This is a genomic window from uncultured Nostoc sp., assembly GCF_937863485.1.
Classification (GTDB): domain Bacteria; phylum Cyanobacteriota; class Cyanobacteriia; order Cyanobacteriales; family Nostocaceae; genus Nostoc.
On record NZ_CALMFY010000037.1, the window covers coordinates 40,899 to 65,718 of the forward strand.

30 protein-coding genes and 1 pseudogene are annotated in these 24,820 nt (G+C 42.5%); 14 read left to right on the forward strand and 17 right to left on the reverse strand.

What is annotated here, in order from left to right:
- Positions 1 to 199: 199 nt before the first annotated feature.
- The 3 genes from Q0541_RS05150 to ndhC are packed head-to-tail and all read right to left on the reverse strand — an operon-like array spanning position 200 to position 1,843.
- Entirely contained in the window at positions 200 to 760 is a 561-nt protein-coding gene (locus Q0541_RS05150; RefSeq protein WP_298906499.1) for an NAD(P)H-quinone oxidoreductase subunit J, read from the reverse strand.
- Positions 753 to 1,490 (reverse strand): photosynthetic/respiratory NAD(P)H-quinone oxidoreductase subunit K, encoded by a 738-nt coding sequence (ndhK, locus tag Q0541_RS05155; RefSeq protein WP_298906502.1) that lies wholly within the window; start codon positions 1,488 to 1,490, stop codon positions 753 to 755. Before ndhK ends, Q0541_RS05150 begins: the two co-directional genes overlap by 8 nt.
- The gene (gene ndhC / locus Q0541_RS05160; protein WP_196526961.1) at positions 1,481 to 1,843 is read right to left on the reverse strand and encodes a photosynthetic/respiratory NAD(P)H-quinone oxidoreductase subunit C; all 363 of its coding nucleotides are present in this window, start codon (positions 1,841 to 1,843) and stop codon (positions 1,481 to 1,483) included. The genes ndhK and ndhC overlap by 10 nt, the downstream gene beginning before the upstream one ends.
- A 425-nt stretch (positions 1,844 to 2,268) precedes the next feature.
- Between ndhC and Q0541_RS05165 the strand changes: the two genes are divergently transcribed.
- The 6 genes from Q0541_RS05165 to Q0541_RS05190 all read left to right on the forward strand — a co-directional run bounded on the left by Q0541_RS05165 (position 2,269) and on the right by Q0541_RS05190 (position 4,981).
- Positions 2,269 to 2,604: a rubredoxin gene (locus Q0541_RS05165; RefSeq protein WP_298906505.1), complete on the forward strand. Its 336-nt coding sequence runs from the start codon at positions 2,269 to 2,271 to the stop codon at positions 2,602 to 2,604.
- A 460-nt stretch (positions 2,605 to 3,064) separates the two neighbouring features.
- Positions 3,065 to 4,087: a photosynthesis system II assembly factor Ycf48 gene (locus tag Q0541_RS05170; RefSeq protein WP_298906507.1), complete on the forward strand. Its 1,023-nt coding sequence runs from the start codon at positions 3,065 to 3,067 to the stop codon at positions 4,085 to 4,087.
- 178 nt (positions 4,088 to 4,265) lie between these two features.
- Positions 4,266 to 4,514, forward strand: a complete 249-nt coding sequence (gene psbE / locus Q0541_RS05175; RefSeq protein ID WP_298906511.1) for a cytochrome b559 subunit alpha — start codon at positions 4,266 to 4,268, stop codon at positions 4,512 to 4,514.
- A gap of 9 nt (positions 4,515 to 4,523) precedes the next feature.
- Positions 4,524 to 4,661, forward strand: coding sequence for a cytochrome b559 subunit beta (psbF, locus tag Q0541_RS05180; RefSeq protein WP_174708531.1), 138 nt, complete (start codon positions 4,524 to 4,526; stop codon positions 4,659 to 4,661).
- Between the two features lie 8 nt (positions 4,662 to 4,669).
- Positions 4,670 to 4,792, forward strand: a complete 123-nt coding sequence (locus Q0541_RS05185; RefSeq protein WP_104908255.1) for a photosystem II reaction center protein L — start codon at positions 4,670 to 4,672, stop codon at positions 4,790 to 4,792.
- A 69-nt stretch (positions 4,793 to 4,861) separates the two neighbouring features.
- A complete protein-coding gene (locus Q0541_RS05190) occupies positions 4,862 to 4,981 on the forward strand; it encodes a photosystem II reaction center protein J (RefSeq protein ID WP_096591750.1) in 120 nt (39 codons plus the stop codon).
- Positions 4,982 to 5,307: 326 nt separating this feature from the next.
- Here Q0541_RS05190 and psaI read toward each other — a convergent pair whose 3' ends face one another.
- On the reverse strand, positions 5,308 to 5,454 hold the full coding sequence (gene psaI / locus Q0541_RS05195) for a photosystem I reaction center subunit VIII (RefSeq protein ID WP_298906526.1): 147 nt from the start codon (positions 5,452 to 5,454) through the stop codon (positions 5,308 to 5,310).
- Between the two features lie 192 nt (positions 5,455 to 5,646).
- Positions 5,647 to 8,499 (reverse strand): hypothetical protein, encoded by a 2,853-nt coding sequence (locus Q0541_RS05200; RefSeq protein WP_298906528.1) that lies wholly within the window; start codon positions 8,497 to 8,499, stop codon positions 5,647 to 5,649.
- A 597-nt stretch (positions 8,500 to 9,096) separates the two neighbouring features.
- On the opposite strand from Q0541_RS05200, the gene Q0541_RS05205 reads away from it, so the two are divergent.
- Together Q0541_RS05205 and Q0541_RS05210 are read left to right on the forward strand one after the other, a co-directional pair.
- The gene (locus Q0541_RS05205) at positions 9,097 to 9,294 is read left to right on the forward strand and encodes a hypothetical protein (protein WP_298906531.1); all 198 of its coding nucleotides are present in this window, start codon (positions 9,097 to 9,099) and stop codon (positions 9,292 to 9,294) included.
- Between the two features lie 81 nt (positions 9,295 to 9,375).
- A complete protein-coding gene (locus Q0541_RS05210; protein ID WP_298906534.1) occupies positions 9,376 to 9,855 on the forward strand; it encodes a Tic20 family protein in 480 nt (159 codons plus the stop codon).
- Positions 9,856 to 9,858: 3 nt separating this feature from the next.
- Here Q0541_RS05210 and Q0541_RS05215 read toward each other — a convergent pair whose 3' ends face one another.
- Complete coding sequence (locus Q0541_RS05215) at positions 9,859 to 10,632, reverse strand: fumarylacetoacetate hydrolase family protein (RefSeq protein ID WP_298906537.1); 774 nt, start codon at positions 10,630 to 10,632, stop codon at positions 9,859 to 9,861.
- A gap of 70 nt (positions 10,633 to 10,702) precedes the next feature.
- The gene (locus Q0541_RS05220; RefSeq protein ID WP_298906540.1) at positions 10,703 to 10,870 is read right to left on the reverse strand and encodes a hypothetical protein; all 168 of its coding nucleotides are present in this window, start codon (positions 10,868 to 10,870) and stop codon (positions 10,703 to 10,705) included.
- Positions 10,871 to 11,045: 175 nt separating this feature from the next.
- Here Q0541_RS05220 and rpsF point away from each other — a divergent pair, with 175 nt between their 5' ends.
- Together rpsF and Q0541_RS05230 are read left to right on the forward strand one after the other, a co-directional pair.
- Positions 11,046 to 11,390: a 30S ribosomal protein S6 gene (gene rpsF, locus Q0541_RS05225; RefSeq protein ID WP_298906543.1), complete on the forward strand. Its 345-nt coding sequence runs from the start codon at positions 11,046 to 11,048 to the stop codon at positions 11,388 to 11,390.
- Between the two features lie 245 nt (positions 11,391 to 11,635).
- Positions 11,636 to 12,196 (forward strand): Npun_F5560 family protein, encoded by a 561-nt coding sequence (locus tag Q0541_RS05230; RefSeq protein WP_298906545.1) that lies wholly within the window; start codon positions 11,636 to 11,638, stop codon positions 12,194 to 12,196.
- 525 nt (positions 12,197 to 12,721) lie between these two features.
- Here Q0541_RS05230 and Q0541_RS05235 read toward each other — a convergent pair.
- Positions 12,722 to 13,072: an STAS domain-containing protein gene (locus Q0541_RS05235; protein WP_298906547.1), complete on the reverse strand. Its 351-nt coding sequence runs from the start codon at positions 13,070 to 13,072 to the stop codon at positions 12,722 to 12,724.
- Between the two features lie 486 nt (positions 13,073 to 13,558).
- Between Q0541_RS05235 and Q0541_RS05240 the strand changes: the two genes are divergently transcribed.
- Complete coding sequence (locus Q0541_RS05240; protein ID WP_298906550.1) at positions 13,559 to 14,191, forward strand: DedA family protein; 633 nt, start codon at positions 13,559 to 13,561, stop codon at positions 14,189 to 14,191.
- An 88-nt stretch (positions 14,192 to 14,279) separates the two neighbouring features.
- Here Q0541_RS05240 and Q0541_RS05245 read toward each other — a convergent pair whose 3' ends face one another.
- From Q0541_RS05245 to Q0541_RS05265, 5 genes are all read right to left on the reverse strand, one after another.
- Positions 14,280 to 15,482 (reverse strand): argininosuccinate synthase, encoded by a 1,203-nt coding sequence (locus Q0541_RS05245; RefSeq protein ID WP_298906553.1) that lies wholly within the window; start codon positions 15,480 to 15,482, stop codon positions 14,280 to 14,282.
- A gap of 646 nt (positions 15,483 to 16,128) precedes the next feature.
- Positions 16,129 to 16,620, reverse strand: coding sequence for a PEP-CTERM sorting domain-containing protein (locus Q0541_RS05250; RefSeq protein ID WP_298906555.1), 492 nt, complete (start codon positions 16,618 to 16,620; stop codon positions 16,129 to 16,131).
- A 123-nt stretch (positions 16,621 to 16,743) separates the two neighbouring features.
- A complete protein-coding gene (locus Q0541_RS05255) occupies positions 16,744 to 18,693 on the reverse strand; it encodes an alkaline phosphatase (protein WP_298906557.1) in 1,950 nt (649 codons plus the stop codon).
- A 208-nt stretch (positions 18,694 to 18,901) separates the two neighbouring features.
- Entirely contained in the window at positions 18,902 to 19,138 is a 237-nt protein-coding gene (locus Q0541_RS05260) for a hypothetical protein (RefSeq protein WP_298906560.1), read from the reverse strand.
- 149 nt (positions 19,139 to 19,287) lie between these two features.
- Positions 19,288 to 20,217 carry a cation diffusion facilitator family transporter gene (locus tag Q0541_RS05265; RefSeq protein WP_298906563.1) on the reverse strand — a complete coding sequence of 310 codons (930 nt, stop codon included), beginning with the start codon at positions 20,215 to 20,217 and terminating at the stop codon, positions 19,288 to 19,290.
- Positions 20,218 to 20,787: 570 nt separating this feature from the next.
- Between Q0541_RS05265 and Q0541_RS05270 the strand changes: the two genes are divergently transcribed.
- Entirely contained in the window at positions 20,788 to 21,753 is a 966-nt protein-coding gene (locus tag Q0541_RS05270; RefSeq protein WP_298906566.1) for a glycosyltransferase family 2 protein, read from the forward strand.
- Positions 21,754 to 21,971: 218 nt separating this feature from the next.
- Here the strand turns inward: Q0541_RS05270 and Q0541_RS05275 are convergent, their stop codons facing one another.
- Both Q0541_RS05275 and Q0541_RS05280 read right to left on the reverse strand, forming a co-directional pair.
- Positions 21,972 to 22,262: a hypothetical protein gene (locus tag Q0541_RS05275; protein WP_298906569.1), complete on the reverse strand. Its 291-nt coding sequence runs from the start codon at positions 22,260 to 22,262 to the stop codon at positions 21,972 to 21,974.
- Between the two features lie 22 nt (positions 22,263 to 22,284).
- Positions 22,285 to 22,476 (reverse strand): annotated as a pseudogene (locus Q0541_RS05280) (IS701 family transposase); the annotation flags it as partial.
- Positions 22,477 to 22,525: 49 nt separating this feature from the next.
- Between Q0541_RS05280 and Q0541_RS05285 the strand changes: the two are divergent.
- Together Q0541_RS05285 and Q0541_RS05290 are read left to right on the forward strand one after the other, a co-directional pair.
- Complete coding sequence (locus Q0541_RS05285; protein ID WP_298906573.1) at positions 22,526 to 23,122, forward strand: hypothetical protein; 597 nt, start codon at positions 22,526 to 22,528, stop codon at positions 23,120 to 23,122.
- Positions 23,123 to 23,287: 165 nt separating this feature from the next.
- Positions 23,288 to 23,512: a hypothetical protein gene (locus Q0541_RS05290; RefSeq protein ID WP_298906576.1), complete on the forward strand. Its 225-nt coding sequence runs from the start codon at positions 23,288 to 23,290 to the stop codon at positions 23,510 to 23,512.
- Between the two features lie 2 nt (positions 23,513 to 23,514).
- Here the strand turns inward: Q0541_RS05290 and Q0541_RS05295 are convergent, their stop codons facing one another.
- Together Q0541_RS05295 and Q0541_RS05300 are read right to left on the reverse strand one after the other, a co-directional pair.
- Positions 23,515 to 24,357 carry a M56 family metallopeptidase gene (locus Q0541_RS05295; RefSeq protein WP_298906585.1) on the reverse strand — a complete coding sequence of 281 codons (843 nt, stop codon included), beginning with the start codon at positions 24,355 to 24,357 and terminating at the stop codon, positions 23,515 to 23,517.
- On the reverse strand, positions 24,357 to 24,776 hold the full coding sequence (locus tag Q0541_RS05300; RefSeq protein ID WP_298906586.1) for a BlaI/MecI/CopY family transcriptional regulator: 420 nt from the start codon (positions 24,774 to 24,776) through the stop codon (positions 24,357 to 24,359). Before Q0541_RS05300 ends, Q0541_RS05295 begins: the two co-directional genes overlap by 1 nt.
- Between the last annotated feature and the right edge of the window lie 44 nt (positions 24,777 to 24,820).

Consider the following 24,820-nt stretch of genomic DNA (forward strand, 5'->3'; position numbering starts at 1 on the left):
AAATCTCACTGAACATCGCACCTCTCCCTCCTTTACGAACCTCTGCGCTTCCCTTTGCGCCCCTACCTTGCGGGAAGACGAAGCGCCTATGCATTAAAAAAACATAACCCCTCTCCGCCACCGGAAAGGGGTTAATCACTGCCGAAACTCAGCACTATATTGTACAGACGCGATTCATCGCGTCTCTATTCAGCAATCTTTAATAAGCGTCTTGCAACTCATAAAAATCAGGCGAGATGTAATCCTTCCGCAAAGGCCAACCTACCCAATCTTCCGGCATCAAAATCCGCTTGAGATTTGGGTGTCCTTCGTAGACAATGCCCAACATATCGTAAGACTCGCGCTCTTGCCAATCTGCGGTCTTCCAAATCCAGTACACAGAAGGGACTACAGGGTTTTCCCGTGGTAAGAACACCTTCACGCGTACTTCTTCAGGGCGATCGCTATTATCACCCAGTTTAATCAAGTGATACACACTTACCAATTCCTGTCCTGGTCCAAGGTCAACACCACCTTGAAACTGGAGATAATTAAACCCGTAGGCATAAAGAGCTGTAGCAGTGGGAAGCAAGAAATCTGCCCCCACTTTAATTATCTCTACACCATTTTTGTCTGGTGCTAAAAACTCATGGTCAAAGCCATTTTCCGTTAACCACTGGGAAACTTTACCGGCTTGTACCAGTGACTCTTCTTTGGCTACTGCTACTGGTTTAGACTCTTCTTCGTCTGCTGGTACTGATTTAGATTCTTCTTCAGCCACGGATTTGTTCCTCCTTTTGTGCCTTTGCTGTTTGCAGTGCAGGTGGTATCGGTAGACCGATCGCTTCCGTCAATTCCTTCGGTGGTGCAGAGCGAGTTTCTGACTGCAAATACTTACCAGTTAAGATTTCCTCTACTGGCTTCAGGTTATGAGTCGTGCTGTAGTAGCGGTGGGTTTGCTTAATTTTATACCGCTCTTGCATCGATTCATTGGCGATTTTCTTCCGCAGCTTAATGATTGCGTCGATAATTGCTTCTGGACGGGGAGGACAACCAGGCAAATACACATCCACAGGAATCAGTTTATCAACTCCACGCACTGCCGTGGGGGAATCAACGCTGAACATCCCGCCAGTAATTGTGCAAGCTCCCATCGCAATTACATACTTCGGCTCTGGCATTTGTTCATAAAGACGCACCAGTTGGGGAGCCATCTTCATCGTAATAGTCCCTGCCGTAATAATTAAATCGGCTTGGCGGGGGCTAGAACGGGGAATTAGTCCAAAACGGTCAAAGTCAAATCGGGAACCAATTAAAGCTGCAAACTCAATAAAGCAGCAAGCAGTACCAAACAGCAACGGCCACAGACTAGAAAGCCGCGCCCAGTCATAGAGATCATCAACCGTCGTCAAAATGACGTTTTCTGAAAGGTCTTGAGTGACATTAGTTCGCTCAATGGGGTTGATGATTCGCTCTTTGTCCTGGGTTGTTAAGTTAGAATTCAAGACCATTCCAAAGCTCCTTTACGCCATGCGTAAACTAAGGCGACTACAAGAATTGCAATAAAGACTAGCGCTTCAATAAATGCTAATAGCCCCAAACGGTGGAAAGCTACCGCCCAAGGATACAAGAATACAGTCTCCACATCAAAAACGACGAAGACCAGAGCAAACATGTAGTAACGGATGTTGAACTGAATCCAAGCTCCCCCGATGGGTTCCATACCAGATTCATAGGTAGTGTGCCGTTCTGGGCTGTAACCACTGGGTCGTAGGAGCTTGGATGCTGAGAGCGCTAAGGCAGGTACTAGGCTACAGATGATGAAAAAGCCTAGAAGGTACTCGTAACCGCTGAGGACAAACACAATGAGTATCTACCGCTTATGGAGTATTTTAAGTAGTGACTGGGGAGTGGGGAGTGGGGAGATGAAGGAGCAGGGGAAGCTGGCGTTGCAGGAGAGAATAACTATTGATTTTTGACCAATGCCCAATGCCCTATGCCCTATGCCCCATGACGCCAGTCGCCTCTTTTAAGGGAGACGCTGCGCGTAGCTTGCTTCCCCGTAGGCGTACAGGTCGGGAAACCCGCCCACGGCGCTGGCTCCCCAATGCCCAATCCCTTTAATTACGTTACTTTCTTTTACATTATATCTGTTTGGTTTTTCTGAAATCTGGGAAATAGGCGCACAACAGCTTATTTAATTCGCTTTTGCTAGTGATAGAAAAGTCTAACAATTATGTCATAATTTTTAACGTATATTTAAGATTTCTCCTCTGCGAGGCCTTAGCCATGAGCGAACCAGCTGTTGAGACTCCGGTGTTAGACCGCTACGAGTGTCGAGCCTGCGGTTATGTTTACGAACCGGAAAAGGGAGACGACAAGGATGATATTCCTTCAGGAACAACCTTTGCAGAACTGCCCATAGATTGGCGCTGTCCAGTTTGTGCCGCGAAGAAGACCGCTTTTGCCAACATCGGCCCTACGGGTACCGCATCCGGCTTCAAAGAAAATCTCGGTTACGGTTTGGGTGTCAATAACCTAACGCCAACCCAAAAGAATATCCTAATTTTTGGTGCTTTGGCTCTTGGCTTCTTGTTTTTTATCAGTCTCTACGGTTTACAATGACAGCCGTTATCTCAGAAAGAGGGAGTAGTGAGTAGGAAAAGAGATTTTCATTATTGGTTGTGTGATTATAATCACACAGATATGTTGTTTTATCTATTCCGTATAGCGTTTAATTAAGCTAAGAAATGATTGCTTTTTTACATTGATTAACCGTGTATTCTCTGATAAAATATCAGAAAATCGGGTGAGAATCCGTAACGTCAAGCAACCTCTATACTGATAAGTTGCCTCTGAGGTGTTACAGCAAGTAATCGCAAACATGTTACTTCTCAAAGCAAGAATCACGCTAGAAGCAAAAAAGTAAGAGTGTATAAAACTTGTTTTTATGCATCGGTTGATACGCCTTGGTTGAGACTGATCTGCTCAACTTATGTATTTGTTAGCAAATGTTAGCAGAAAAGTATCAGTAAACCTTTTAGAGAACAGCTACAGAAATTTAGAAACAACTTAAGAAATACTAATGCATTCAATTGTGAAAGGTTGGCAACGAATAGCTGCCTTGTTGATAGTAGTCCTCATGTGTATAGGTTGTAGCAAAATCCCATCTGTTAGCTACAACCCCTGGAAAGTCATTTCTGTGCCAACAGACTCGAATCTCCTGGATATTGCTTTTACTAAAAATCCTGAGCATGGCTACTTAGTAGGTAGCAATGCTACCTTGTTAGAAACCAATGACGGTGGTAATACCTGGAAACCGATAATATTACAACTGGATGAGCAAAAGTATCGCTTTGACTCAGTAAGTTTTGCAGGTAAAGAAGGCTGGATTGCCGGAGAGCCTGGACTGTTGTTGCACACTACCGATGAAGGTGGTTCTTGGTCACGTATTCCCCTGAGCGAAAAGCTACCAGGTAGCCCGATCGCAATTAAGGCACTGGCAGACAAGACAGCTGAAATGGCTACTGATGTCGGAGCAATATATAAGACCACAGATGGCGGCAAAAACTGGAAAGCCCAGGTAGAATCAGCAGTAGGTGTGGTACGTAACTTGGAACGTTCTGCTGATGGTAAATATATTGCAGTTTCGGCTAAAGGTAGTTTTTACTCGACTTGGGAACCAGGACAAGATGCTTGGGTACCCCATAACCGCAATAGTTCTCGGCGGCTAGAAAACATGGGATTTACTGACAATGGGCAATTGTGGTTACTAGCTAGGGGAGGCCAAATTCAGTTTAGTGACCCAACTAAACCTGAAGAGTGGGAAAAGGCAAAATATCCAGAGGTATCCACCAGTTGGGGTTTACTGGATTTAGCATATCGCACACCCAATGAAATTTGGATAGGTGGCGGTAGCGGTAATTTGCTACGGAGTGGCGATGGTGGCAAAACGTGGGAAAAAGACCGTGCAGTGGAAGAAGTTGCTGCTAATTTGTATAAGATAGTGTTCTTAGAGCCAGAACGGGGATTTATAATTGGCGATCGCGGCGTTTTGCTCAAATATTTACCAAACCCTGAAACAACTTCCCCAGCAGAGGCTGTTTAGTTACCCAAAAGGCACAAGGAGTGGGGAGTGGGGAAGAGGAGGGAGAATAAGCAATACCCAATGCCCTATGCCCCATGCCCGATATCTTATTTCTGAGAAGAACGTTGCAACTTGTAACTCTTTCTTAACTTTGTAGGATAATAAACTCAATAACACTCTATGTAAAGGTAGGCATCTAATGTCAGGTACCACTGGAGAACGTCCGTTTTCGGACATCATTACCAGCGTTCGTTACTGGGTAATTCACAGCATCACCATCCCGGCATTGTTTATTGCAGGTTGGCTATTTGTACAAACTGGGCTGGCTTATGATGCTTTTGGCACACCTCGTCCCAATGAGTATTTCACACCAACGCGGCAAGAAGTGCCAATTGTGAAGAACCGTTTTGAAGCTAAAAAACAAGTTGAACAATTTATCGAAAAGTAGTTTGAGATTATGACTAGCAGCAATAACATCAATCAACCAGTTACCTATCCAATTTTTACCGTTAGATGGCTGGCAGTTCACACTTTAGGTGTACCAACTGTATTCTTTTTAGGCGCGATCGCTGCAATGCAATTTATTCACCGTTAGGAGCAATTATGGCCGAAAGATCCCCCAATCCCAATAATCAGCCGGTTGAACTAAATCGGACTTCTTTATACCTGGGATTACTAATGATTTTCGTTCTGGGTATTCTGTTTTCCAGTTACTTCTTTAACTAATTGGAACTACTGTTGTTAATTTTGTTTATTGAACCTGTGTTGATTTGTTGTTAAGGGAGGAGAGAAGCTGTGTCTGGAAGTGGGAGAATTCCCCTGTGGGTCGTCGCTACGATCGCAGGTTTAGGTGTAATTACAGTCTTGGGCATTTTCTTTTATGGTGCTTACGCCGGACTTGGTTCTTCGATTTAACATTAGTTAGTTTGAACCGAACACTATAAGTTAGGATTTTCTAGCATTTGTTGAGAAATCAACGTTAAAAAAACCGCCTGTCTCATAGAGATGGGCGGTATTAATTTTGGTCAATAAACGTATCCGACAGAATTAATAACTCTCGCTTGTCCGAAAACTTGACTAATGAACGCCACTTGCTTCTCCTTTTGGGAGAAGGGGAGCCACTGCGCCGTGGTGACATGAGTTGTAACAAGTGGCGTGAGACGCTCTTGCTAGCTGGCTTTTGAGCAGGGGTACAACTCTGGAAACCAGAGCAACGCAGTGGCTCCTAATGACTACATCAGTTAAATATCACTGATATCGTCGCTTTCAATGTATAAAAATAGAAATGCGAAGACTACACCTGGCAAAACCCAACCAATTATGGGAATCAAGATAGAGGGCAAGTACGAAGTACTAGCCAAGATAGAAGGCAAAAAATAAGCTGCCATAGTAAAGGTTCCTATCAAATCACATTACAATTCAAAATGAGCTTACTGCAAATTCTGCCAGATTTTTGAAATTCTTTCATATTTTTAACACAGGCAATATTGGCAGATAGAGACTCTTAAGTGGAAAAACTCTTTCTTTATTTTCCTTGTCCCCCTGATCCTGCTGATTCCTAAGTTACTCGTTCCTGGCTATCACATACCCAGGAGTTCATCTAGCTGCAAGTCTGGCAAGTCTGGAGGAATCACAGTTCGCACTATTGTAACTTTGTGACTCTCCTGTTGGGTTGTCAGATCAAGTGCGATCGCTTCTAAGCGAATTTCCAAACAGCCAAAGGGAATGTTTAATAGGGTCATCACTTCCAACCCTCCCAATGCATTAGGTAGTAAATTTGTCAATAAATGGGGCCCATCTAGTAACCAGCGAGTTTGATAATCTTCAACCCATAACTTGACAACCACTTGCGGAGGTACTTCCGGCAGTACTACGCGCACTATGATATGCTTGCTGGCGATTAGTTCGCCTTCTGGTACATGCAGTTGGGGAATTGGTAAAGGCTCAATGGCTGCCGCAGTTATGGGTAGAGAAGGGGATAAACCTAACGGTGGTTGCTTCTGTTCTTCAAAGGAGTAATTCTTCTTTACATCGGCTTCCAGTTCACTATATATGTCATCTACAACGATTTCTTGCCCCAACCAAGCTGACGCTATATTTATTTTTATCGGAGGAGGGGGAGGCGGTAGTTGTCTTACCAGAGCCATTGAGAGTGTTGGTTCAGATACTTTTTCTCCTAGCGTATTTTCCCTTATCTCTAGATCAGTTTCCTTTGCTGTGTCTACATCTTCCCCAAAGTTCCCAAGATTAAAAACCGCCTCTTGGGCTTCTTCCTGTGTCTCTATATCAGCATCCAGGCTTAACGGCAAGTTGACATCAACATTGGGAGTTTCAGCACTAAGAGAAAGCTGGGTCTGCTGGGCTGGAACATAGTTATCGTAGTCTTCAGGTTCCAGTTCATTGATGGATTCAGGCAAAGAGTATCCTTGGCTCTGCATCCACTTCCTGAGCAGGGGAGATGAGTAAAGGTTACCTGTTTTAATCAATTGTGCATTTGGCTGGGCTTCTAGTACAGCAATAGATTCTTCCTGGAATTGTTCATTTGGCTGGGCTTCTAGTACAGCAACAGATTCTTCCTGGAATTGTGCATTTGGCTGGGCTTCTAGTACAGCAACAGATTCTTCCTGGAATTGTGCATCACTTACCACTAATTCAGGTGTATTTTCATCTTCAGCTGTAATTGCCTCCAACTGCGGGAAGTCTTCAGCCGCTTGAACTTCCAATGCATCTGGGGGGACGACATTGTTTTTTACTTCCTCTGCATCACCCGGCAAAGCTTGTAGCCGTCTCAAGTATGGAAAAGTAGCGTCGAGTATTGGCATTCGACGTTGCTTGATCACCAACTGCTCCAAGTTGATGGTAGCTATAGGAGCATCCTTTTCTAAAAGCTCCTCCTGTGTAGGGGGTTCTACAACAACATCTGTGGCAGGGTTAACATCAGTTTGAACAGGTGGCAATTTCGGCAATTGAGGCGAAGTGACTGAATTCTTTAAGTTAGATGTCCGCAGGGTGGTTTCTCGCAGAACTTGCAGGTTAATTTGCGGTGGTAGGGGTGTATTTGGGGATGGATTAAGGATCTGAGACTGGTCTGTTTTTGGAATCTTGACCAGATTGAATAGTTTCAAATCGATCCTCACAGCGGTTTCCGGCTCCGTGAAAGCAGTAGACGAGTCAGATGGTGCTATGGGGTCATTTAAAGATGTACTAGATTTTGCTGCGGCTGTGATTGCCAGTAATTCTGTTACATCTGCTGTAATGGTGAACGACTGGCTGGCTAACCGGATGACTTGAGCAACATCGGCGAATCTACCATACAAACTGATATCTGCCAAAATTAACTTGGATTCACAGTCAGCGGGAATATCAATTGAGGTATTGATGGTGAAGGGCAACTCCTGGTCTGGTAAGGGTTGCCGTACCTGGGTCAAGATTTTTAAGTTATTGGGCGATCGCAGTTCAATTCCTAGTTCAAGTGCCCGCAGGCTTTTTGGGGATAATGTTTCAGCCTGATCTAGATTTATCTTTTCTTTGAGTTCTATATGTCCATTGATTGTAAGAGCTTGTCCCCAACGAGCAATGTAAGTATCCTCACCTAAAGTTAGCAGTAATGGTGGCGATGGTTGTGTTGCTAGAGAATCTGTAACCTTTTCATCTTTGGGTAGGGGTTCAGAGGTGGGTAAAGCTAAATCTATTAAATTTTGTAAAATCTGCTCTACTGTCTCACCTTTGAGCCACACAGGACTCACAGGCTCATCGCTAACTATATCTTCTTCCCTTTCATCTAGCAGACCAGTGGTACTAAGGTTACTGTCTGTAGTAATTGCCACTTCTGTGGAGACAGCGATCGCTTTATCTAGCGTAATTGCCGATTCTCGTAGGACAGTAGATTCCAAGTTCCCTTCTGGCAGAACAATGGTAGCGGAGTTGTTGTCTGTAGCAATTGCCAGTTCTGTGGAAATAGCGATCACTTTATCTAACGTAACTGTGGGTTCTACTAAGGCAGTGCATTCCAAGTTTTCAGAAACACGATCTGGGTGATCAGGTGAATTTGATTCTACATTCTCCCCCTGCTCCCCCTCTCCTTCCTGGGACAAGACTTGAAGTTGGACACTGTATTGCCAAGATTTACCCAGCAAATCCGACATTAAATCGCCGCTACAGCGCAACTCCCAAACTCCCGGAGCGAAGTAGGTAAAGGGAATTAGCGCCATTAAGCCCTCTGAATTAGTGCGACGCGATCGCTTGAAAATTCGCTGCTTTGGTTGAACTTCATGGGTTGAAGAGTGAGTTACCCGCACTTCCACGTCTGTATTCGGAAGGTTAGAACGAGCTAAAACTCTATAATGCCCTTCCAAAATTTGCAAATTTGGCGATTCTAGGATATGCCACGAGCGAGCGCCTTGTTTCTGTATCAGAAATTGCCAGTGTTCCATTGTAAGTGATGTTCAGACCGACGAGTCGCTTAGTAATATTGTGTATTACCTTGCTTGCAAGTTTACCTCAGTAATTTGTAAATGCATCCCTTAAATGGCTATCAAGTTAACTCAGTTTTACTTACTTGAGTTCTCGCACTTTAACTAGTCGCATCAAGGGAATTTCACTGGTTCGTCGTGTTGCTTGTGCATAAAGCTTTTGTTGTTTCCTGAATATTAACTTTGACGCTCTCCAGTGCTAAATAAACAGGAATGCAATGAATACCGTTAGTTGTCTGTGCTCAACTTAGTGAGAATATTCTTGTATCATTTTTTTACTAAAATATTCAATTTGCAATAGACACATACAATAAATTAAGATTCACTTGATAATTTTTCTTGAATTGTGATTACCCACATTTTTGCTATCAAGAGCTAGGATGTGCCTCTTAAGTGTCCTCTGCGATCGCCCACGCCGGGTGCAAAGCGCCATCGCCAATCACAACAAACCACTTTGTAAAACGCGCCCAACCTACCTGAAGCGGTTCAAACCGCTACAAAGTGTGTCCTCCCCTGAGTGAAATGTGGGTGACAATGAGGATTTACAGGAGGGATTCGATGCTAGTCATTTTAATGGACGAGCAAATCCTTGCCCCTGAGCAAGTTTGCCAGTCTTGTTTACTTGCTGACGGGAGCGGTCAACCCCGTTGGCGTGGGGGTAAACTGCGCTGTGGTCAAGCCATTCGCAAACTTACTCAACAGCAGCCAGACCAGTACGAGTGTATGATGGGCTTTCGCATCGCCCATATAGAATAGTTGAATTTGCCAGCAAGACCAACTAACTGCGTTATCCTAAGCTCAAGTAACTATAGAAATTTCACCACAGGAGAACGCATAATGTCTTGGCGCGGGTCTACAACGGTTTCAGATCGGATTTTTGCTTCCTTGCCTTATTTGCTGCCCCTAATTGATGGTTTAGTTTTTGGCAGCTTTTTGTTAAATCAGTTTCCAGCACTAAAAGTCCTGCTTTTACCACTACAACCAGTGTTAATAATTTACGGTAGTTTAGGACAATTTGGACAAATAATTGTGTTTTTTGCGTTGTTCCTATTGGTGGTAAGAAACGAAAAAATCAGTCACTTCATTCGTTTCAACGCAATGCAGGCAATTCTTCTGGACATAGTTATATTTTTATGTTCCATATTGGTGGGAGCTTTAGGAAAGGTTCCTGGTACTAGCTTTGCAATAGAAACAGTAGCCAACACCATCTTTTTAGGGATAGTGGCAGCAGTTGGATATTCAGTCATCCAGTCGTTGAGCGGACGTTATGCGGAAATTCCGGCGATTTCCGATGCAGTGTATATGCAAGTGCGTTAGAAGTTAACGAACCGCTACGATGTTTTCCAGGCGACCAATACCTTCAATTTCTACGCGGACGCGATCGCCTGGATGCAATGGACTTACACCCTCAGGTGTACCTGTAAGCACCAAATCACCAGGTAATAGCGTCATAACCTGACTGATATAGGAAACTAGAACATCCGGGGAAAAGACCATCTGATTGATACAGGCAGATTGAACTGGATTGGCGTCGTCATTCACAAAAGTCTGCAATCTCGCTCCTGGATTTAATTCCCGCACAATCCAAGGACCCAAGGGACAAAAAGTATCAAAACCTTTGGCTCGTGTCCATTGACCATCCTGTTTTTGTAAATCTCGCGCTGTTACGTCATTGGCAATGGTGTAGCCCCAAATTTTGGTTTGGGCTACCTCTGGTGTACATTCATAGGCGTAATCGCCAATCACTAATGCTAACTCTCCTTCGTAGTCAACTCTTTGTGACTGGGGAGGATACTTAATTTCCCTCTCAGATGGGATGATAGACGTAGGTGGCTTGAGAAAGATTAGTGGCTCAGAAGGTACTGGAGTTCCCATTTCGGCTGCATGATCTGCATAATTCTTACCCACCGCCACAATTTTTGAGGGAGCGCAGGGAGCCAGAATTTGGTAATCTTCTGGTGTCAAAATTAAATCAGTGGGTTGTCCTTCTAACCAGGGCGGAGCATCTAGTACCTGCACATTCAGGGATAGTTGTAGTATCCCATAGTAAATTTGTCCTTCTTGATTTTGAATTCGCACATAGCGCTGCGCCATAACCTTGATGAATATCCTTTTATCTGCTTTTATTGTTGCTGTGAGCGGGTAGCAATCCTCAGTTAGCTTTTTAGTGAACCGATTCAGCCTTGAACTTGAAAGCGATCGCTATAGATGCCTTTAGGGAAATATACCCGTTGGCGAAGCTGATAGCTTGATCAATTTGCTGGCGATCGCCAAAAACTGGATTCTTACTTCCTAAAGAAATATCGGGGTCGTCTCCCAACCTAACTTTCATTAAGGACATCCAAAAAATCCAAACCTTGGCGATTTGGCTAATGAAACAAAATTGAAAACTGGTAAGATTATAGTTCCTTGTTGCTTCAGATGTTGATTAATACTGGTATTTAAAATTTACATTAAGTATAAATCAATATCAGCAGCCGTTTTTGTCCATGAGGAGACTCAAAAATATGACTACAAGTTACGAAACAATGTACATCCTTCGTCCTGACCTGGGAGACGAACTGATAGAGCAAGCAATTACTAAATATCAGAATTTGCTTCGCGACCAAGGTGCGGAGGATATCCAAATTCAAAATCGTGGTAAGCGTCGCCTCGCTTATGAAATCAAAAAACACCGTGATGGCATCTACATCCAGTTAAACTACACTGCACCTGCAACTGCGATCGCCCCCTTTGAACGCGCAATGCGTTTGAGTGAAGAAGTGATTCGCTATTTGACAATTAAGCAGGAAGCCGAACAAGAAAAACCCGCTAAAGAGGAAAAACCCGCTAAAGTGGCTGCAACAGTCTAAGAAGATGTTTGTAAAGTCTAATTTACTCCTTGAACATCGTCTAAGGGATATGGAATAGGGAATAGGGGATAGTCCCAATTCCCAATCTCCAATCCTCAGTACCTAATCCCATTCAATGAAATTTTGTCTTTTTCTTTTTTGTGACTTGTCTGGGAATGCTAAATTAACAAATACTTGCCAAAGGTAGTACTCCCGCAGTTATACCTAAGAGTGGACAAGATTCTGAATGGGAGCTGTAAACTACTGTGAGCCAATCTGATACACCCAATATTCAAGTTCTCTCTACGGAAGTATCGCAGCTACGCCAAGAGTTGCAACTTCGCGATCAATTAGTGCAACAACTATCTCAAGAACTCTTCCGGCTAGTAAAGGGTAACACTAGTTTTATGCCTCAGCAGCCGGAGGTTGAGCGCGATCTGGCCCAGTTACAGGCTTTGCAAGAACAACTCCAAGCTGTGGAGCAGCAGGTGGCGTTCTACCAAGAGCAAATTACAACTCGTGACTCTGAAATTTACCAATTGCGACAGTCAGTTCAAGAACTCACCGATCGGACTCGGATGTTGGAGCAAGTAGTACAAGAGTTGCCTCAAATTTACCGTCGCAAGTTTGAGGAACGGATGATGCCAGTCAGAGAAAAAGTAGCAATGCTACAACGGGAAAACCGCCAACTACAAGCAGAACTGCAAAGTGTGAGTTACCGTTTAGCACTCAAAACTCGCAATGCTAGTCACAGCGGCATTGATTTGCCAAATTTCCCCCGCCCAGCATCCGAAGAAACTAGCATTTCTACTCCTCAGAATGCCTAAAGTTATGATTATGGTGGAATCGAAGAGGTAAGAAATTGGCGCGGCAAAGAATCTTGGAGACATCCAAGTAGTACATCAAGGCAAAAATAACTATAGAGTTAGAAATAATGCAAAGGCTGATATTCTAACCTTTCTTACCTCCTGCTTCCTTGTACTAGTTGCGTTGGACATAGAACAATTAGCTCAGAGTAATTTGCAGAGGCTGGGGAGGATCACAAAGAATTGCATTTGCTTTGACCGATTTTAGTCAATCAATTTTGGATTTTGGATTTTAGATTGACCTCAGCAATCAATTCACTTGAAAAGTCAATTAATTTTAGATTTTGGATAATAGAATTCTCGCGAATAAAACGGGGGCTTCTCTACGAGACGCTGCGCGAACATAGCTTTTTAAATTTTGGATTTTGAATCTTCAATCCAAAATCCAAAATTTAAAATCTAAAATTCGCTGAGGATATTTGGGTAAATGTGAAAAAATGCAAATATTGATTGACTCTACCATCCTTCTAAAGGTAGATTTATTAGTTAGCGTGCTAGCACCAGACTATTATCTTTGGCAGTAAAAATGTCTTCGTAAGTGTGAAAAATTTCAAATACTGAATCTAGGTGGGTAAGTTCAAAAATTAGCCGTACAGGAGCTTGCACATTGCATAAAACCAAGCGGCAACCACTCTGACGTGCAGCTTTCAACCCTTTTACTAAAGGGACTAACCCAGAACTGTCCATGAAATTAACTTCTACTAGGTCGATAACCCAGAGTTGATCAGCTTGGGGTACTACTCCAGCCATCTGTTGACTCAAAGTCTTACCGCCTTCCAAATCTATGCTTCCTTGGGGTTTAAACAAAATCACTTGAAGTTCTTGTGTAAGAGTCATGAATTTATAGGGTAGTTGGAACACTTGACAAAAAATTGAAAAAAGACATCAATACCTTTTCTCTTTCAACCGCAAAATTACTGTTTTACCCAGATATTTGGGCAATTGCAGTCGTGCAGTTGAGAGAGATTAATTCAGTATTCATGCCGTATAATTTGTGATAACTTTCATCAATATAGGCATAAGCGCCTAACAATTTCGGTATCAACCGTATCTTTTACAATATTTTTATAATTTAACTAGATATTTATAAATTTTTTATGAATTTTTTAATTTTTTAAAAAAAAATATGAGATTGTGGTACTTAGTTATAAAAATTGCATAGTTAATAGTCAAAAGTTCATCGTTATCATAGACTATAAACTATGGTTAATTCAGAATTAAATTAATGACTCAATAACTCTATATAGCGGTTTGATTGACACCCCGCTCAAAAACAAGCAAAGATATAATAAAAGTAAAAATTTGTAAAGCCGGCGGTGCAGGATGTCTTTAGAGTTGATTTCACTAGAAAACATCCAGAAAGTCGCCCACATATACGGGTATTGGGCAATTTTTTTGGGAATTTTGCTAGAAAATTTAGGCATTCCTCTTCCTGGTGAAACCGTGACCTTAGTGGGCGGATTTCTAGCTGGCAGCGATGAACTAAATTTCTGGCTAGTTCTCGGTGACGCAATTATGGGTGCTGTCATTGGTGGCACTTGTGGTTATTGGATTGGTAGAATTAGCGGTTGGCCTTTTCTGGTAAAAGTTGGTAGCATCCTTCGGATTTCGGAAGTGCGGCTGCTGACTATTAAAGATCAATTTAGTCAAAATGCTGCTAAAGCAGTATTTTTTGGACGTTTTTTGGCGTTGTTGCGAGTTTTTGCGGCACCACTAGCTGGTATAGCTGAAATGCCCTTTGGAAAATTCTTTTTATACAACTTGTTAGGAGCAGTTGCTTGGGCTAGTTTGATGGTGACATTAGCTTTTTTTGCGGGCAAAATTGTCTCTTTAGAACAATTGGTTGCTTGGGTGGGTCAATTTGCGATCGCAGCGTTACTAATCCTCGCTGCCTTAATTGTTGTGCCCCTGTGGCTAGAGTCTCGCCAAGTTAAGGAAGTGAGGAGTGAGGAGTGAGAAATAAGGTGAAAAGTTATTTCTTTTAACTTTCACTTCTTGTATTTTGCATTTTTAACTCTAACTCCTAACCCCTAACCCCTAACCCCTAACCTCTAACTTGCTGCGACCAAATGCGAGTTGGTAGTCCCCAAACGTAGATAAAGCCTTCAGCAGCTTTGTGGTCAAATTGATCTTCGGCTCCGTAGGTTGCTAAATCAGGAGTATAGAGGGAATTATCGCTCGAACGCCCAACTATCGTAGAGTTACCTTTGAACAACTTCACTCGCACAGTTCCAGAAACTCGCTCTTGTGTCTTTTGAATAAAGGCATCCAGGGCAATTTTGAGTGGACTGTACCAGAGACCGTTGTAAACGATTTGGCTGTAAGTTTCTTCAATCCCACGTTTGTAATGGGTGACATCTGCCGTTAAAGTCAAGCTTTCTAAATCCCGATGTGCCTGAATTAGCACCAACATCGCGGGTGATTCGTAGATTTCCCGCGATTTGATCCCCACCAAACGGTTTTCAATCATATCGATCCGTCCGATGCCGTGATTTCCTACCACCTGATTGAGTTGTTCAATTAGCTCAACTGGCTTTTTAGCTATACCGTTAAGGGTTGTGGGAATACCACCGTGGAAACCAATTTCGATGTACTCTGGCTCATTGGGAGTGTGGGCGATCGCTTTGGTCATCTCATAAATTTCTTCTGGTGGCTCAAATGACGGATCTTCGAGTAAACCAGCTTCAATACTACGACCGAGCAAATTCTTATCAATGCTGTAGGGAGAGGATTTTTTGACTGGTGAGGGGATACCAAACTTTTCCCCATAGGCGATTGTTTCTTCACGGCTCATTCCCCATTCTCTGGCTGGTGCGAGGATCTTTAGGTTGGGGTTCAGGGCGGTAACAGAGACATCAAAGCGAACCTGATCGTTACCCTTGCCGGTGCAACCGTGAGCGATCGCATCAGCACCATATTTTTCAGCGGTTTCTACTAATACTTTAGCGATCAGTGGACGAGCAAGGGCAGTTCCTAGAGGATAACGGTTCTCATAGAGGGCGTTGGCTTGAATCGATCCAAAGGCATAATCTTTAACGAAGCTGTCTTTGACATCCGCCACTAGGGATTCACTTGCACCCGATTTCAGAGCTTTTTCTCGAATTGGCTCTAATTCATCTCCCTGACCTAAATCTGCTGCTAGGGTAATCACCTCTTCCACACCCCACTCCTTTTTGAGGTAGGGGATGCAAACTGAGGTATCGACTCCGCCAGAATATGCCAGGACAACCTTTTTGGCGCGACCCATTAATTTCTCCAGTTAGGAAAACAAACAATGAGTCATTATTATATCTAAACTAATCCATGTATATTTTATTTATGCAACAACCTATAGGCAGATTGTCAGCAAACCCGGACAGTACAATCTGTATAGGCTAATTTGTGGTTAACTCTAATCGAAGTTTGCAAATAGAGTGATCGCCTATATATCAATACAGCAGATGCGACTAGATGAAGTACAGCATCTGTGCCTGAAAGCTAGATATAACTTTAAAAATATTAATTTTTACAAGACTAAATAATCAATGTATTACATATTACATTTTTTATATAGCAATCCGATTTGATTTTTGAAAAAATTTAAGTATATGTAGGGTGGAATGGCACTTACTTAAGCAAAAGTTGCTGCCCAGACCCCCGACATCTTCAAGAAGTCGGGGATCTAAATCCAGCTTAAGTCAGTGACATTCATATGTAGCGTGTATTATCGGCGAGAGTACGGCACCTAGATCAGAGGTGGTGCGTAAGCCTTTGGCGTAATGCACCCTACGTATATTTAAAAAATCAAATATCAGTCCTATAAATGTAAGAAATTAGTAACAGGGTAGATAATTCTACCCTGTTTTAAATAGATGCAAATTAACTGCCTAACACTTTATTCTTGATAACTTGGTTCAAGCTTTTGTGCTTGATAACCTAGAAGATAGTTGCTTTTTGGCAAATAATAAACCCAGTCCCAACACAGATAACCCAAGGGTAAAATTTGGCTCAGGAACGCTGGTGTAACTGATAATCTGAACGTCATTTAGATCAATAAAATTGCCACTGTAAACTTCAAAAGTGCCCGGTGTAAATTGCAACCCTAATCCCTGTCCTTCAGGAATTTTTCCTGAAGAGTCGGTTAAAACTAACGCTAATGGATCATTTGCTTCAGTATAGGACTGGCCATTGTAGGTAGCAAAAATATTTAAGCCTTCTGAAGTCGTTATTTGTTGGTCAGCAGCAGCTGCCTGGTCAAACGAAAAAGTGCCTGTCAGAGTTTTATTAGTGTTAGAGAAATGATAAGTGAGTTGTGCAGCCTGGACGGGCATAATTTCTCCGGCTGCAAAAATCAGAGCAGTTCCCATCGTTACAGCTGCTAATTTCTTGAAGATGGAGTCAGTCATTTTTTTGCTTGATAGAGAACAGGTACAAAAAGACTGAAATAGTTTTATGAGAGAGACGTGTGTTACACGTCTCTGCAACACCAAGCTTTTCAATCAGTGTTCAGTGAAGCAGTGGATTAAATATCACTGACTCGTCAGCGCAGTTTTCATTGCCTGAAAGATATGGCTCTGATCAAGTACTCCTCGGACAGCGGGCGCACTGTAAGTAGTATTAGAGCTATCTTTGAACTTAACTTCTTTTCCCAAGTATTTAGTCAGAACTGATGCATAAGCACCTTGATAGTAAACAGGTACAATCCTTCGGCTGTGACTACCCCAGAGGTACTTATAATTCGGATCAGACCCCCAAAAGTGACCAGCATCTTTAGAATTGTGCTTGTTGAAAGTGATGTCCTTGGCGTTATACTTCAAGCCCTTAGACTGATTTGGGTCAGGATTAGGAGTCAGCTTTGATACAAAGTCATTATTCAGAGTTAAATAGTGGTCATGGTCAGCAGTAACGAGTAGCAGGTTCTTGCTCCAACCACCATGATTGTTGATCCAGGTAATAACCTCTTGAACTGCTTTGTCAAAATCATTCATAGTACCAATCAGGTTATCCATGTTGTTGTCATGAGCACCCCAATCGATATCACCTCCCTCAATCATTAGCCAGAAGCCATCTTTGTCCTTACCTAAAACTTTAAGAGCAGCTTTGCTCAGATCAGCCAAAGTTGGATTTTCGTTAATCTCTCTGGCAATGAAGCTAGCATCGGTTTCACCGGCAGCCAGAGGACGCACAGTATCAGGTGCAGGAGCATTGGGAGCAATCGGGTTGCCTGCTGCATCAATGACAGGAACACACTCTCCAGCAGTACCAGGAATGATTTTATCTGATGGACAGGGAGTTACAGTTTTGACAACAGAGGTATAGAGTGTGAAGTTACCTAGACCTGTGCTGCTGTAGTCACCTTTAGAGGAGCTGGTAGGAATATTGCCATCTTGTCCACGGGCACCGTATAGACCAAATAATTTACCTCCTTTATTTGGGTCGATTTTGGCCGCTGTGTCTAACAGTGCCTTAGTTGCATTCGGGCCACGTTCCAAAAAGTTATAGCCATAACGATTGGACGTAGGGTTAGCCTTCAAATACTTGTAGGTGTCTTGTGTGATATACGTGTAGTTAAAAACTGGCCCTGTATTGGTTGTATTGCTGAAGTCCAAGGGATGACCACCACCCAACAAAACATTGGGCTGAAAGTTTAACAATGTTTGCTGCAAAATGCTGTCTTGGTTGGTCTTGGTGGGGTCATAAATACTGTCGTACTTGCTACGACGATTGACGAAAGAGGCAGCAGCACCAGGCGTTGCATGGCTAACAGGTACAGATGTTACTAGACCTGTAGACTTACCTTTTTCTTTAGCAATTTCCAGGATGGTTTTCAACCTCTTCTCGTAAATGTCTACTCCCATCGCATTGTTATAGCTCTTTACGCCTGTATAAAGAGTGGTAGCGGTGTTAGCAGAGTCGGGATAACTGTGCTTGATGTACTCTTTGTCGTAGGAACCGAGATTAGCAGGGGTTAGAGGAATCCAGGGAACGGGGCCTCCTTTACTTGTTTCATAACCTGTCAAGTTACCAGGTGAAAGGCTATTACCATCAGCGCGATCGCCAGGATTAAAAGGAGTAGGCTGGAATGAGAAGTTCGGACGAACAGGACTTGCAGCTGTAAGTGGATTAGACCCATCTAAGCCAGAGTTACCTGTGAGGTGGGGTTGATTTATTGGTTTAGCTGGTGTATTGCCCTGAATCGTTGTGCCATAAGTGGTCACTAATCCATATCCAGTCAAATTTTGAAAGCTCAGACCAGAGCCTTTCCCACTGGTGTAAAAGGGAGCGCCTTTGGCAAGGGCTGCGGCCCGTGCCATGTTCCAACCCATGCCATCGCCAATCATGATAATCACGTTAATTCCATTACCAGCGGCCATAGTCGGCTGAAAAACAGAATTACCGAACATCAGCAGAACGGTACAGAAAAAGCCAGCCATAGTCAAAGCTAGGAAGCGTCTATACTTTCCTAAAAATGAAATCATTGCAGTATGCCTTCAGATTGATTTAGCAATTAGTAGCTGTTAATACTCAGGATTTACGCAAAAATTCCCAAAAAGCTTAATTCATCTAGACACGTAGTGGCTTGCCGCAGGCTACGGCCAACTCTAGGAAACACCACGTGTAGCTTGCTTCACCGTAGGGGTACGCAGAGCGTCTCCTAGAGAAGAATTCGTAGAGTATGCGTAAGTTCTAATACTGATAAAAATTGGGTTCAAGATGATTATTCTCGAAGTTTGAGTGGGTAGCACTCACATCTGGTTGAGTAGAAGTTGTGACATGACTCTGGTTAGAGGCAGTAGCTGGCTGTTGATTCAATGTTCCCAAGAACAGCAGGATTGCCAGAACTAAACCAGATATGAACCAAGCAAATGCACGTTTGTATTGTTTCATTACTGAAACGATTTTTGATTTTTGAATTAAAGTCATGATTAGCAAACCTCCTAGTAAATAAGTTACGCTTGTTAAACAATGGCTATGCTTTGACAATTAAAAAAGCGTCAATAAGCATCATCTTTAAATCTGAATTATCAGGAAGCACAAAAAGTGATTTGTTTGATATATTTTTAGTCATTACTTCAGGATGAATGTGTTTGATTTGCCGATAATATTAAAGCTATATCTTGGTTGAACAAAGGATGAAGGGGTATTTTTGAAGTAACTTTACAGCTAGTTAACTGCAAAGTTACTTCAGTGATGTTAAAAGTTTTTTGCAGATGAGTTTGTAATTTATTGAGTAAGCGATCGCGTTCTTGGGCTGTTGTACATTTAACTGTCAAATCAGCGCAAAGCATTACCTGATTTAAGCTAATTGCCCAGATATGAAGTTTTTCTACTTGATCAACACCAGGAAAAGATTTGAGAGATATTTCTACTTCATCTGGATCAATTGATTCTGGTGCATACTCCAAAAAAATTTTCAGGCTTTCTTGAACTAAGGGGAAAGCACTTAAAGCAGTAAAAGTTGCAACTACTAAACTAATAACGACATCTGCCCACCACCAATCCCAAAGATGAACTGCTAAAGCAGCTATAATAACGCCAACAGAACTAGCAGTATCAGCGATGACATGAAGCAAAGCCCCCCGAAGGTTTAAGTCGTCGTGAGTGTGGGGATGAAGCAAAGTAATATTGAGTAAATTGACTATTAAACCTAATACTGCAATTCCTAACATTGGTAAGCCCAAAATTGTTGTTGGGTGTTGCCAGCGCCCAATAGCTTCCCAAGTAATAAAACTAGCGATCGCTAGCAAACCTAATCCATTCAACAAAGCCGCTAAAACTTCGAGCCGTTGATGTCCGAATGTTGCCTGACTCTTAGCTGGTTGCCGTGCTAAGAAACTTGCAAATAGTGATATTAGCAAGGCTGTAATATCAGAGAACATATGTCCGGTATCTGCTTGTAGAGATAAACTTTTACTCCACAAACCTACACTCCACTCAGCAACAAAAAAACAAACAAGTAAACCTAATGTTATCCATATTATTTTGTATTTTTGCTGATTCATAACCACTTTTGTAGAAGTATTTTTGCATCTACATTCATCCCCTCGAAGTGAAAGCATTACCCAAAAAACCCTTTAGATATACATTATTATTCTGAAAAATATCCACCTCAAAATTTTTGATGAGTCTGTTTTTAATTGAGAATGTTACATCCTCAAAGATTATCCTAAACTAGACTGTAATTCAATTTTTTTCTTTCCTGTAAAACTTCTGAATTCTGAACAATATTTAAGAAAAAACCTTAATAAAACGTGCTTTTCAGTCTCAAGATGTTTTCCAAAATCAAATCTGAGTCCTATATATATTTCTGGAAAGTACTCACTATTTTTTCTTCTAGAGATACATAATTTTCAATGCACTAATATCTGAACACTAGAATATATTTAAGAATATATAAAATTTATCCTGGTTAATTTAAGGAATGGTAATGTTTACGTTAAATGACAATCCATATTATATTTATTTACACCCATCTACTTATGTATTAATTAACCAATAATTAACCCTTACTGTTTTCGTGACCAGAATCAGGTAAGGAACAGTGTCAGCGCTCCATCTGTCCTATCCTGGAGATGAGTAGTATTGTGGGTGAGAGTGTGTTTTTCAGCGTTGTGATACCGACTTATAATCGCCAACCGATTTTAGAAAAGTGCCTCCACGCCTTGGAGGCGCAGGAGTTAAGTAAGCCAAGTGCAGTTTCTGGTTACGAGATTGTCTTGGTGGATGATGGTTCTACTGATGCCACATTGGAGTGGTTAGCAGAACACAAAAAGGAATTTCCCCATGTACGATGGTTTCAGCAAGACCATGCTGGCCCAGCGGCGGCTCGGAATTTGGGGGTAGAACAAGCGCTGGGAGATACAATTATCTTTATTGATAGTGATTTAGTAGTGCTGGATAATTTCTTGCAAGCTCACGCAGATGCACTAATGCAGGGACAGGAGAAATTGAGAAGCGATCGCTTTTTCACTTACGGTGCAGTTATTAATACTTGTAATTTCGATAATCCAACGGCTGAACCCTACAAAGTCACAGATTTTTCAGCAGCTTTTTTTGCTACTGGAAATGTAGCAATCCCTAAACATTGGCTAGATAAAGCTGGACTTTTTGACACCAGTTTCCAACTCTATGGCTGGGAAGATTTAGAATTGGGTGTGAGGCTGAAAAAACTAGATTTGACACTAATTAAATGTCCAGAAGCAGTCGGCTATCACTGGCATCCACCATTTAAATTAGAGCAAATTCCCCGATTGATTGACCAAGAAATTCAACGCGGACGTATGGGAGTTTTGTTTTATCAAAAACATCCCACATGGGAAGTGCGAATGATGATTCAAATGACTTGGCTGCATCGCTTACTTTGGGGGATTTTGTCACTTAATGGTGCGTTAAATGAACGGACAATGGCTCCATTTTTGCAATGGCTAATTAACTTAGGTAAACCTCAATTGGCTTTAGAAATTGCCCGAATTTTCCTCAATTGGTACAACGTGAAGGGTGTTTATGAAGCCTATGCCGAAATGCAGCAAGTATCGTGATTGAATAGTGAGGAGTGCAGAGCTAGGTCTAATACCATTTCCAAAAAACTTTGCAACACATGAATCGATTGTAGGGGCATATTGCAATCATTTGTGTCAACTTAACGTTATTGGCTAGTTAGCGTGGGTTCACTGGCACTGTTCTCTAGCAGTTGCTGCAAGTCATCCTCAGCTATGCATTAGATCCCTTAGTGTTCATATATCGCTCTTCCATCACTTTAAGCAGAGGAAAATAAGAAATCCTCAGAATATAAGGTGTCTGGAATAGCGCCTCGCATTCGATTCATCAATGCAATTAGTGTGAAAAACCCAATCGATAAATGCGAAACTGGAAAGACCCTGAGCCAAGGTTTTAGTAAATTAAAGAATACCAAAGGTTGAATGACTAAGCGTAAATTGTTGAGTAAATTCTTCCAGCCTGAACCCTCATCCCACCAATCATGTTCACTGAACTTTGCCACAACTGGATCTGTGGGTTTATTTACTCCAAGTTGGGATTGATTATTCAAAACTTGAGAGTGAAGACTATAACCCTTGTTCGTTCCCTAACCCTACTACTCGCGCTATCTCTGGTAGAGTTTTGCGTTTAATTTCTGAAATCATTCCTACATGAAGATATTTAAACGCTTCAAAACTTCTGACTTCTGGAAACAGCTTTCTATACCATTCACAGTAATCATCTACAAATTTTATAGTTTCCGCAGGCTTTCTTCCCCAAAACATAGTCCAGCAAATAGTTTACGACACTTTACCCTATTATTCTCTCCTGAGAGTGGATGAATTACACGCGATCGCATCTCGGATGAAGGGCGATCAGCCTACGAGTATCAATATATTTGGTGAGAAGCACATTGGTAAATCTTCGTTGCTGTATTATTTTGTTCTGACTTGGCAGCAGCGAGTATTACACAACACCAATCGTTATGTGGTTATTTACTTACCGTTACGGGGTGTAGATTGCCAAACTGAAACGGGTTTCTATGAGGCTGTAGCTGAAGGTTTACTGAATCACGTTCAGGGATGGCAACAACGCAGTCTGCAAAATCCTTGGAAGAGTAAACCGCTTAATCGTCAAGCATTTTCAGATGCGGTTAAGGAATGGAAACTGCAAGGAAAGCTACCCGTCCTCTGTTTGGATGATTTTGAAAGCCTTTTGAAATATCCCGATAAATTCGATAATGGATTTTATGACAATTTGCGATCGCTCTCTCCTGCGCCGGATAATCTCCGGGGAAACTCCCACGCAGCAAGACAAAGGCGTTGTCCGCAAACTAACGCGAAAAGAAATCTTGACTATAGAAGGCAATGCTTTTCAAGTGCCTTTAGTGCAAAAATATGTAGAACAGTTACTAGAAGAAGAGTAATATAACAACCTTATAGTGGTTCTCGCTTAGGTGCAGTACATTTTTGACCTCTCTCCTAAAAGGAGAGAGGCTTTGAATCTTACTTCCCTTCCCTTCAAGGGAAGGGGCTGGGGGTTAGGTCTGTATTCCATGCAATTGGGAACCGCTATATTCAAAATTTTCATCGTTATGTGGCAACCGACATTGCTACAGGGATGACGGATATCGCTACAGGGATGACTGATATCGCTACAGGGATGACTGATATCGCTACAGGGAAGACTGATTTCGCTACAGGGATGACTGATATCGCTACAGGGACGACGGATGTCGCTACAGGGACGACGGATGTCGCTACAGGGACGACGGATGTTGCTACCGTTGCAGCTTCGTGCTGTAGTAGCTTTTTAAATTAAACTTAACTATGAAATATCACAGCTACTAGAGGCAATAACGCCAAAAGAAAACCATGCCAGGACTGCAATTGAGGTTCTTGGATTGGTTCTGGTGGCGCTAATAGGGCTTCTATTCTCTGTTCTAAGCGATCGCCTACAGCAGAGGAACCCAATGCAGCACAGCAAATTTCTGATAATACTGGGCTGGTACTAACTACTAATAAAAGTGATTCCGCTAACACCAAAGGGTCTACCTGCAATGCTGCATAACTGTCGGCACGGAGTTCACGCAAAGCTAACAGTTCTTCCCACAAAGGCTCTGTATTCGGCAACCATGCTGTGCAGGAACGCACCCAACCCAGCCAAAAAAACCAGAATGTATCCCTATAATAGTGATGCCCTTGCTCATGCGCTAAGACGCTTTCTAAATGATCTGGTGAGAGAGTTTGCAGTAATCCCTGGCTAATCACTAATTCTGGTTGCCAAAAACCAATTTGACCCGCAAACAACGCGCCTGTTTGCAGTAACCTGGCTCGTTTATCCCCCAAATTCACCAGAGGACAGTTACGAGCAGATTCCACAGACTGCCAACCCTGGAAGGCAAGTTTAATACATAAAATGGCAAAAAATGCCACATAAATTAATGCCACTACATAGCTGACGGAGCCTGTGTACATCCCGCCCATTTCTCCTTGGGGCCCCATGAACAGCACGGCGATCGCTGTCATGAAAATTAGCAAGGGGGGGAAGAGAAACAAAAATAGCGATCGCTGCCACCGCAGACTCCAACTGCCTTGGTGTTGATTCCAAGAGGATCTTAACCACCAGGCAACTGCCAAAGCATTCAAAATCATTATTAGATGCATCATTTTTCCTCCCTGGCTTGGCGTGCTGATTGAATGCGTTTAGCGATCGCTGCTATTTGCTCACTAGCTGCTTCATCCAGACTATCAGCAAAGGCAGCAACAACATCGGGGTTCCCCACCGCTAGAAATCGCTGTAATTGCTCGTGAGCTTTGATCACATCTGCTTGTTGCTTGTTCAACAATGGTCGCCAATAGAATGCTCGCTCTTTCTTGTCGCACGCCAGCCAACCTTTATCAGTGAGGCGACGTAAGACGGTAGTTACAGAAGTATAAGCTAATTCGCGGTTGGGATCAGCCAGAATGCGATCATGTACATCCTTTACTGTGACTGAACCAAATTCCCAGATGATATTTAAAATTTCCGCTTCCAATGGGCCTAAAGATAGTTGTTTAGGACGGTAATCGGGTAAAGGTGCCATAGCGATTTCGATGGGGAGTGGGGAAGGTGGGGCCCCCTCTGGGG

Excerpts from the sequence above, each read along its gene's own strand:
- psbF (WP_174708531.1), top strand. The coding sequence starts at position 4,524 with ATGACTAGCAGCAATAACATCAATCAACCAGTTACCTATCCAATTTTT.
- Q0541_RS05170 (WP_298906507.1), top strand. The coding sequence starts at position 3,065 with ATGCATTCAATTGTGAAAGGTTGGCAACGAATAGCTGCCTTGTTGATA.
- Q0541_RS05220 (WP_298906540.1), bottom strand. The coding sequence starts at position 10,870 with ATGAAAGTTAGGTTGGGAGACGACCCCGATATTTCTTTAGGAAGTAAG.
- Q0541_RS05270 (WP_298906566.1), top strand. The coding sequence starts at position 20,788 with ATGAGTAGTATTGTGGGTGAGAGTGTGTTTTTCAGCGTTGTGATACCG.
- Q0541_RS05185 (WP_104908255.1), top strand. The coding sequence starts at position 4,670 with ATGGCCGAAAGATCCCCCAATCCCAATAATCAGCCGGTTGAACTAAAT.
- rpsF (WP_298906543.1), top strand. The coding sequence starts at position 11,046 with ATGACTACAAGTTACGAAACAATGTACATCCTTCGTCCTGACCTGGGA.
- Q0541_RS05240 (WP_298906550.1), top strand. The coding sequence starts at position 13,559 with ATGTCTTTAGAGTTGATTTCACTAGAAAACATCCAGAAAGTCGCCCAC.
- Q0541_RS05235 (WP_298906547.1), bottom strand. The coding sequence starts at position 13,072 with ATGACTCTTACACAAGAACTTCAAGTGATTTTGTTTAAACCCCAAGGA.
- Q0541_RS05200 (WP_298906528.1), bottom strand. The coding sequence starts at position 8,499 with ATGGAACACTGGCAATTTCTGATACAGAAACAAGGCGCTCGCTCGTGG.
- Q0541_RS05165 (WP_298906505.1), top strand. The coding sequence starts at position 2,269 with ATGAGCGAACCAGCTGTTGAGACTCCGGTGTTAGACCGCTACGAGTGT.
- psbE (WP_298906511.1), top strand. The coding sequence starts at position 4,266 with ATGTCAGGTACCACTGGAGAACGTCCGTTTTCGGACATCATTACCAGC.
- Q0541_RS05215 (WP_298906537.1), bottom strand. The coding sequence starts at position 10,632 with ATGGCGCAGCGCTATGTGCGAATTCAAAATCAAGAAGGACAAATTTAC.
- Q0541_RS05245 (WP_298906553.1), bottom strand. The coding sequence starts at position 15,482 with ATGGGTCGCGCCAAAAAGGTTGTCCTGGCATATTCTGGCGGAGTCGAT.
- Q0541_RS05300 (WP_298906586.1), bottom strand. The coding sequence starts at position 24,776 with ATGGCACCTTTACCCGATTACCGTCCTAAACAACTATCTTTAGGCCCA.
- Q0541_RS05205 (WP_298906531.1), top strand. The coding sequence starts at position 9,097 with ATGCTAGTCATTTTAATGGACGAGCAAATCCTTGCCCCTGAGCAAGTT.
- Q0541_RS05295 (WP_298906585.1), bottom strand. The coding sequence starts at position 24,357 with ATGCATCTAATAATGATTTTGAATGCTTTGGCAGTTGCCTGGTGGTTA.
- psaI (WP_298906526.1), bottom strand. The coding sequence starts at position 5,454 with ATGGCAGCTTATTTTTTGCCTTCTATCTTGGCTAGTACTTCGTACTTG.
- Q0541_RS05265 (WP_298906563.1), bottom strand. The coding sequence starts at position 20,217 with ATGAATCAGCAAAAATACAAAATAATATGGATAACATTAGGTTTACTT.
- ndhK (WP_298906502.1), bottom strand. The coding sequence starts at position 1,490 with ATGGTCTTGAATTCTAACTTAACAACCCAGGACAAAGAGCGAATCATC.
- Q0541_RS05255 (WP_298906557.1), bottom strand. The coding sequence starts at position 18,693 with ATGATTTCATTTTTAGGAAAGTATAGACGCTTCCTAGCTTTGACTATG.
- Q0541_RS05210 (WP_298906534.1), top strand. The coding sequence starts at position 9,376 with ATGTCTTGGCGCGGGTCTACAACGGTTTCAGATCGGATTTTTGCTTCC.
- Q0541_RS05250 (WP_298906555.1), bottom strand. The coding sequence starts at position 16,620 with ATGACTGACTCCATCTTCAAGAAATTAGCAGCTGTAACGATGGGAACT.
- Q0541_RS05260 (WP_298906560.1), bottom strand. The coding sequence starts at position 19,138 with ATGACTTTAATTCAAAAATCAAAAATCGTTTCAGTAATGAAACAATAC.